Source organism: Neoroseomonas rubea (assembly GCF_016106015.1).
Taxonomy (GTDB): domain Bacteria; phylum Pseudomonadota; class Alphaproteobacteria; order Acetobacterales; family Acetobacteraceae; genus Neoroseomonas; species Neoroseomonas rubea.
In genome coordinates this window covers 1-7,539 of record NZ_JACADQ010000192.1, presented here as the reverse complement: position 1 = coordinate 7,539, position 7,539 = coordinate 1, and the positions used below count along the sequence as shown (strand labels likewise).

The window sequence follows — 7,539 nt, the reverse complement described above, 5'->3', positions numbered from 1 at the left end:
GAATCCGCCTTCCGCGCCGCGCTCGCCCGCCGCCCCGGCTATGGCCGTGCCGCGGCGAACCTCGCCGCGCTCCTGCATGCCGCCGGCCGCACCGCCGATGCGGCGGAGGCGGTGGAGGCCGCCATCGCCGCCGGGGCACCGGAGCTCCATGGTCGCGCCGGCCGTCTCTGGGCCGCGATTCACCGGCCGGACCTCGCGCTGCCGCATCTCGAAGCGGCGCTCGCCGCGACGCCCGGGGACACGGTGCTGCGCAACGAGAGGGCTGGCGCGCTGATGGCGCTCGGACGCCCTTCCGCCGCCGCGGCCGAATTCGCGCGCGTGGTCGCGGCGCGGCCGGACCGTCCCGACCTTCGGGTAAACCTCGGCGTCGCGCTGCACCAGGCGGGCCGGGCGGAGGAGGCCGCCGCGGCGCATCGCGCGACCATCGCGGCGGATCCAACCTGCCGCGCCGCGTGGCATAACCTGCTGCTGCTGGCGAACTACCTGCCGGGCATGACGGCGGAGCAGGTGGCGCGGGAGCATCGCGCCTATGGCGAAGCCTTCCCGCCGGCCCCGCCGCCCGCCTTCCCCAATGCCCGCGACCCGGAGCGAAGGCTGCGCATCGGCCTGCTCTCGGGCGATCTGCGCGCGCATCCGGTGGGGTATTTCCTGCGCGGCCCGCTCGCCGCGCTCGACCGGCGCCGCGTCGAGGTCATCGCCTATGCCAATCAGGATGGCGGGGATGGCGTGACGCAGCGCCTGCGCGTGCTCTGCGACGGCTGGCGCGGCGTGAAGGCGCTGGACGACGCGGCACTCGCCGCCGCCATCCGCGCCGACGGCATCGACATCCTGCTCGACCTGTCGGGCCATACCCAGGGCACGCGGCTGCCGGTGCTGGAACGCCGGCCCGCGCCGGTGCAGGCGGGCTGGATCGGCTACGCGAACACGACCGGCTCACCGGCCCTGGACTGGATCATCGCCGATGTGGCGACGGTGCCGCAGGCGGAAGAGCACCTGTATGTGGAGCGCGTGATGCGCCTGCCTGGCTGCTACCTGTGTTTCGAGCCGGAGGGCGCCGTGGCGCCCACGCCCCCGCCCATGCTGCGGCGCGGCCACCCGGTGCTCGGCTGCTTCAACGCGCCGACGAAACTCCATGCGGGCGTCTTCGCCGCCTGGTCGCGCATCCTCGCGGCCCTGCCCGATGCGCGGCTGCTGCTGAAGTCCCGCCAGTACGACGATGCCGGGGTGGCGGAGGCGACGCGCGCCCGCTTCGCCGCGGCGGGTGGGGATGCGGCGCGGCTCGACCTCGAAGGGCAGAGCCCCTACGCCGCCTATCTCGCGCGCTATGCCGACGTGGATTTCATGCTCGACCCCTTTCCCTTCCCGGGAGGCACCACGACGGCCGAGGCGATCTCCGCCGGCGTGCCGACGCTGACGCTCGCGGGCCGCGGCGGCATGATGAGCCGGAACGGGGAGACGCTGCTCACGGCGGCGGGCATCGGCGACTGGATCGCGCCGGATACGGAGGACTATGTCGCGCAGGCGATCCGCCGCGCGCGGGACCCGGCGGCGCTGGCGGCGGTGCGCGCCGGCCTGACGCTCGGCCCGATTGCCGACGCGCCAGGCCATGCGCGCGGGCTGGAAGCCGCCTTCCGCGCCATGTGGCGGGACTGGTGCGCGCGGCAGGGCTGAACCTTGCCGACGGCGCGCCGCGCGCCATCTCTGCGGCCATGCAACGGAACCGCCTGCGCCGCCGCGCCGTGCTGGGCCTGCCGGGCGTGCTCGCGCCCGGCCTTGTCGTCGCGCAGGCGGCGCCCTCCGTGGACCTGTTGCTGGTCCTCGCCATGGATGCCTCCGGATCCATCGACGAGGACGAGTTCCGGCTGCAGCGCGAAGGGCTCGCGGAGAGCCTGACGCACCCGGCGGTGCTCGCCGCCATCGCCTCGAAGCCCAACGGGGCGATCGCCGTCGCCATGGTGGAATGGGGCAGCCCCGGCGGCGCGGCCACGGCGGTCGACTGGATGGCGGTGCGCGACGCGGCCTCCGCCGCCGCGCTGGCCGAGGCGATCCGCGCCGCGCCGCGGTCCCGCCAATCCTACAACGCGATCGGCGACGCCATCGCGCATTCCGCCGCGCTGATCGCCGCCGCCCCCTTCCGGTCGGAGGACCGCGTCATCGACGTGGCCGGGGACGGGCCCGACATGCGTTCCTACCTGCCCGCCACCGCGGCGCGCGACGCGGCCGTCGCGCAGGGCATTGTCGTCAATGCGCTGGCCATCGAGGTCTCCCCCGTCACGCGCTTCGGGGAACCGCTGCGCGTGCATTACGAGCGTGAGGTGATCGGCGGCCCGGGTGCCTTCGTCATTGCCGCCGAGACGCGCCAGGACTTTGCGCGGGCCATGCGCGCGAAACTGATCCGGGAGATCGCCGGGGTGCCGCATGGGGTCGGTTGAGCGGCGCGCGCTCCTCGCCCTGCTGGCCGCCGCCCCCGTCGCGGCGCAGGGCGTGGTGCCGGACTGGGTCGCGCTGCTGCGCGGCGGCGGGCATGTGCTCTACATGCGCCACGCCATCACGGATCGCAGCCAGGTGGATACCGGGCGGCTCGGGGACCGGCAGGGGCAGCGCAACCTTTCCCATGCCGGGATCGCGCAGGCCCAGGACATCTCGGCCGCCGTCGCGCGGCTGCGCATCCCGCTCGGCGCCGTTCGCAGCAGTCCGGTCTTCCGCGCCGTCGACACCGCCGGGATCATGGCGCGCGGGATGCCGGTCGACGTGACGATGGACCTGGTCGCGGACGACTACACGGCCGACATCCCCGCCGCGATGGCCTCGCTCCGCCGCGCGCTGGCGACGCCTCCCGCGCCCGGGCGCAACACGCTGCTGGTCGGCCACATCCACAAGTTCGGCCCGGCCGCGATGGGCCGGATGCTGCGGCAGGAGGAATTTCCCGAAGGTGCGATCGCCATCGTGGAACCCCGCCCGCCCGGCTTCGTCCTGCTCGGCGTGCTGCGGCCGGAGGAGATCCTGGCCGCCGCCGCTTGACCCGGCGCGGCCGCCACGCCGAGGCTGCCGCGTCACGGAGGCACGACATGGCGGATGATCTGCTGGACGCTGCGGTCGCCCGCGGCATCGCGAATTTCGAGGCGACGAGCGGCCAGGTGCCCGACGGCTTCCGCCTGCTGCTGCAGCACGCGCCCGGCGCCTTCGCCGGCTACGGGCTGCTGCGGGAAGCGGCGATGCGCGCGCCGGAGGCCGGCGGCGCGCTCGACCTGCGGACCAAGGAACTCTGCCTCGTGCTGCTGGATGTGCTGGCCGGCGCGACGGAAGGTGCGAAGTCCCATGCCGCGAATGCGCTGCGGCAGGGGCTGACGCTGCCGCAACTGGCCGAGGGGCTGGTGCTGTGCATCATGGTCGGCGGCATCACCACCTGGAACCGTAGCGGGCGGGTGGTGCTGGAACATGCCGCCGCGCTCGCGGCGCCGCCGGCCGATACCAACGGCAGGAGTCCCTGACCCGTGCCGAGGCCGCGAATTCGGCACGCCAGAGGTCTGGCGAGCCACGGAAACCGGAGGTTCCCGCCCGGCACCTGAGGGCATGAAAATGCGGATGCCAGCGGTCGAAGACTTCGGCCGCCGGTATCAGACGTAGCCCGGCCCCTCGATCGCCGGGAAGGCCTCGAGGAAGCGCTCATCCACCTCGACGCCGATGCCCGGCGCCTCGTTCGGGCGGACATTGCCGTCGGCGCCGATCGTCCAGGGCGTGCTGCCCAATTCGTCGCGGAACCTGTTCGCCACCGAGATGTCGGCCTCGAAGTAGCCGCCATTCTCGATCGCGGCGAGGAAGTGGATGGACGCCGCCTGGTTCACGCCCGTCATGGACGAATGCGGGTGGATCGGGATCTTGAAGGCGCTCGCCATGCCAGCGATGCGCATCGCTTCCGTGATGCCGCCGCATTTCGACAAATCGGGCTGCCAGATGGTGATGACGCCGTCTTCCAGCACGCGGGTGAATTCGTAGCGGGTGAAGTGGTTCTCCCCCGCGGCGAGCGGCGTGGCGCCATAGCCGCGCGCCTGGGCGTAGCAATGGTGGTCATGCGCGGGGAAGGGTTCCTCGAGCCAGCCGATGTTGAGCCGGTCCATCTCCGGCATCACCTGCCGCACCTGGTCGATGGAATAGCCGATATTGGCGTCGGTCAGGATCGCCATCTCCTTGCCGAAGGCGTCGCGCACCGCCTCCATGCGCGCGATGTCGTCCTTCACCGTGTCGCCCACGCGCAGCTTCAGCGCGCGGTAGCCGGCCTCGATATGCGGCCCGGCCTCGTCGATCAGCTGCGCCGGGGGCTGGTAGCCGAGCGCCACGCCGCCCGCATAGGCGGGAACGGGGCGCGCCGCGCCGCCGAGCAGCTTGTAGAGCGGCAGGTTCAGCGCCTTCCCCTTGGCGTCCCACAGCGCCATGTCGATGCCCGACATCGCCATCGCGCAGCCCGCGCCCATGCCGTGCGAGGCCAACTGGTACTTGTAGATGCGGGCGTTGATGCCGGTCGTGTCGAAGGCGTCCATGCCGAGGATCAGCTGGCGCAGCGTCGTCTCGATCAGCTTGGCGACGGCGGTGTGCGCGCGGCCATGATGGCTTTCGCCCCAGCCGACGATGCCGTCCTCCGTCGTCACCTTCACCATCACCGCGTCGCGCTTGACCGCCTGGCCGATGCCGAGGCGCGGCCCGCCCGCGGGCAGCGGGAAGGACGTGGGGAAGGCGCGGACATCGACGATCTTCATGGCGGCGGTTCCTCCTGCATTGCGCGGGAGGCTGCCAGCCGGGCACGGGGTTTGCAAACCACGCCGCGCGGGCAAGGATCGCACACCCCAGCCGAGGAGACGCCGCATGGCCACCGACCCGATGGACGCAGCGAAGGAGGCGATCCGCCTCTGGACCAGCGTCGCCTGTCCGAACGCGGCGGCCGCGCGCGCGCTGGAGGATTTCCCCGCGCTGATCCGCGAATTCGAGGCCCTGCGCGGCACCATCGCCTTCGAGGACGAGCCTTCCACCTTCGAAGCCGCGCTGCGCGCGGAGAAGGAGCCGGGCACATGAGCGACCTCACCGCCCTGTCCGCCACCGAGGCGCATGACGCCTTCCGAAAGGGCGAAGCGACCGCCGAGGCGCTGGTCCGCGCCAGCCTCGTGCGCATCGACGCGCATGACGGCAAGGTCAACAGCGTCATCCGGCTCGATTCTGACGCGGCGCTGGAAGCCGCCGCCGCGCAGGACAAGGCGCGCGCGGCCGGCATCCTCGCCGGCCCGCTCGCCGGCGTGCCGATGATGCACAAGGACATGTACTACCGCGCGGGCAAGGTCTCGACCTGCGGATCCGCCATCCGCCGCGACTTCCGGCCCGAACGGAATTCGACCGCGCTGCTGCGCCTGGACGCGGCCGGCGCGATCGACATGGGCACGCTCAACATGGCCGAGTTCGCGCAGAACCCGACCGGCCACAACCGCCATTTCGGCGACTGCCACAACCCGTGGAACCTGCCCTATTGCACCGGCGGCTCCTCCTCCGGCTCCGGCGCGGGCGTCGCGGCGCGCTTCTTCGCCGCCGCGCTGGGCTCGGACACCGGCGGGTCGATCCGCCTGCCGGCCTCGATCTGCGGCGTGACCGGCATCAAGGGGACGCAGACCCGCGTCTCCCGCGCCGGCGTGATGCCGCTGTCCTTCTCGATGGACAATGTCGGGCCGCTCGCCCGCACGGCGCGGGACTGCGCGCGGATCATGCGCGTGATCTCCGGCCACGACCCCGCCGATGCGACCAGCGCGCCGGAACCCGTGCCGGACTATGAGGCCGCGCTGACCGGCGACCTGCGCGGCCTGTCGGTCGCCGTGCCGCAGGAATGGTTTTTTGAGGGCGCGGACGACGTGGTGGTCAAGGGCTTCGAGGCGTCGCTCGAGGTGCTGAAGGCGCGCGGCGCCAAGGTATCGCGCGTGTCATGCCCCTCGCTGCGCGCCATCGGCACCTATGTGGCCGTCGTCAGCCGGGTCGAGGCCGCGACGATCCACGCGCAATGGATGCGGGAGAGGGCGGACGACTACGCGAAGCACCTCTCCGGCCGGCTCTATGGCGGCTACGCCATTCCCGGCACCTGGTATGTAGAGGCGCTGTCGGCGCGCGGCCCGCTGCTGCGGCAGTTCTGCCGGGAGGCGCTGGCGGAGCACCACGTCGTCGCCACGCCCTCGCTGCGCATGCGCGTGCCCACGCTCGCCGAGACCGACATCGACGCCGATCCGGCAAACTGGGCGCGGCACATGGCGATCTCGGCCAATACGCGGCCCTTCAACTACCTGGGCCTGCCGACGGTCAGCCTGCCCTGCGGCTTCGACGATCGCGGCCTGCCGATGGGGCTGCAGATTGCGGCACGGCCCTTCGGCGAAGGGCGCGCGCTGATGGTCGCCGATGCCTACCAGCGCGACACGGGCTGGCACGCCCGCGCACCCGCGCTGGCCTGAACCGCTACCCGCGCAGCGCCTTGATCTGCGCGGGATAGCCCGAAGGGTCCACGGCGACATCCACCAGCACGGGACCCTTCGCCGCGCAGGCCTGGTCCATGGCCTGTGCGAACTCCGCCTCGGTTTCGGCCGCGAGGCCGATGCCGCCCATGGACCGCATCGCCGTGGCCAAATCCGCGCGCGGCCAGCCCAGCGCGCCGTCGGGCAGGTCGCGCGAATCCTTCTTGATGTCGATCAGGGACAGCGTCGCGTCGTTGAACGCCACGACCACCAGGCGCGCGCCGAGCACCGCCGCCGTCGCGAGTTCCCCCAGCCCCATCAGCAACCCGCCATCGCCGGTGAAGGCCAGCGCCCCGCGCGCCGGATCGTGCAGCGCGGCGGCAATCCCCGCCGGCACGGCGAAGCCCATGGTGGCCAGCCCGTTCGAGATCAGCAGGTCGCCCGGCCGCGCGCATTGCCAGAAGGTGGTGGCGGGGAACATGTGCGCGCCCGCATCGACCGCGACGCGCGGATCGAAGCCCGCCTTGCGGCAGGCGGCCTGCGCGATCTCCACCACGCGCTGCGGCCCGAGCCCGGCGCCGCGCCGCGGGTCGTTCGCCAGCGCGTGCAGCCAGGCATCGCGCAGCGTGGCGATCTCCGCCACGCTCCAGGCCGACCGCGCGGCACCTTCCGCGAGCGCGGCCATCGCCGGCGCGATCAGCCCCGTGACGGCGGCGGCGGGCTGGCGATAGGGCAGGGCGCGCGGGGCGGTCGCGACCTCGATCACCGGCACCTCCCACCGCCAGGGCTTGGGTATGAACTCGACCGGGTCGGCGCCGACCATCACCACCGCATCCGCCGCGTCCAGCACCGGGCCTTCCGCCGCGCCGCCGGTGAAGATGCCGGCAAACAGCGGATCGGCATCCGCCACCACGCCCTTGCCCTTGTAGGTGACGAGCACCGGGCAGCCGAGGGCGGCGGCCAGGGCGCGCGTCTGAGGCGCGGCATCCACCGCCTCCAGCCCGACGATCATCACCGGGCGCCGCGCTGCGGCGAGCACGCGGCGCGCGGCGGCGATCGCGGC

The 7,539-nt window shown here is 73.0% G+C and carries 8 protein-coding genes; 6 read left to right on the top strand and 2 right to left on the bottom strand.

Annotation, left to right across the window (positions count from 1 at the left end; genetic code table 11):
- From HW577_RS16475 to HW577_RS16460, 4 genes are all read left to right on the top strand, one after another.
- A partial coding sequence (locus HW577_RS16475; protein ID WP_198377240.1) for an O-linked N-acetylglucosamine transferase, SPINDLY family protein occupies positions 1–1,671 on the top strand: 1,671 nt, incomplete at its 5' end.
- A gap of 38 nt (positions 1,672–1,709) precedes the next feature.
- Positions 1,710–2,432 (top strand): DUF1194 domain-containing protein, encoded by a 723-nt coding sequence (locus tag HW577_RS16470; protein WP_198377239.1) that lies wholly within the window; start codon positions 1,710–1,712, stop codon positions 2,430–2,432.
- The gene (locus tag HW577_RS16465; RefSeq protein ID WP_198377238.1) at positions 2,419–3,021 is read left to right on the top strand and encodes a histidine phosphatase family protein; all 603 of its coding nucleotides are present in this window, start codon (positions 2,419–2,421) and stop codon (positions 3,019–3,021) included. The genes HW577_RS16470 and HW577_RS16465 overlap by 14 nt, the downstream gene beginning before the upstream one ends.
- Positions 3,022–3,068: 47 nt before the next feature.
- Complete coding sequence (locus HW577_RS16460; protein WP_198377237.1) at positions 3,069–3,491, top strand: carboxymuconolactone decarboxylase family protein; 423 nt, start codon at positions 3,069–3,071, stop codon at positions 3,489–3,491.
- A 126-nt stretch (positions 3,492–3,617) separates the two neighbouring features.
- On the opposite strand, the gene HW577_RS16455 is transcribed toward HW577_RS16460, so the two are convergent.
- Positions 3,618–4,754, bottom strand: coding sequence for a mandelate racemase/muconate lactonizing enzyme family protein (locus tag HW577_RS16455; protein ID WP_198377236.1), 1,137 nt, complete (start codon positions 4,752–4,754; stop codon positions 3,618–3,620).
- 106 nt (positions 4,755–4,860) lie between these two features.
- Here HW577_RS16455 and HW577_RS16450 point away from each other — a divergent pair, with 106 nt between their 5' ends.
- Positions 4,861–5,067 carry a hypothetical protein gene (locus tag HW577_RS16450; protein WP_198377235.1) on the top strand — a complete coding sequence of 69 codons (207 nt, stop codon included), beginning with the start codon at positions 4,861–4,863 and terminating at the stop codon, positions 5,065–5,067.
- A complete protein-coding gene (locus HW577_RS16445; protein ID WP_198377234.1) occupies positions 5,064–6,476 on the top strand; it encodes an amidase in 1,413 nt (470 codons plus the stop codon). Before HW577_RS16450 ends, HW577_RS16445 begins: the two co-directional genes overlap by 4 nt.
- A gap of 4 nt (positions 6,477–6,480) precedes the next feature.
- Here HW577_RS16445 and HW577_RS16440 read toward each other — a convergent pair.
- Positions 6,481–7,539, bottom strand: a 1,059-nt coding sequence (locus HW577_RS16440; RefSeq protein WP_198377233.1) for a thiamine pyrophosphate-dependent enzyme, incomplete at its 5' end; no start/stop codon positions are given.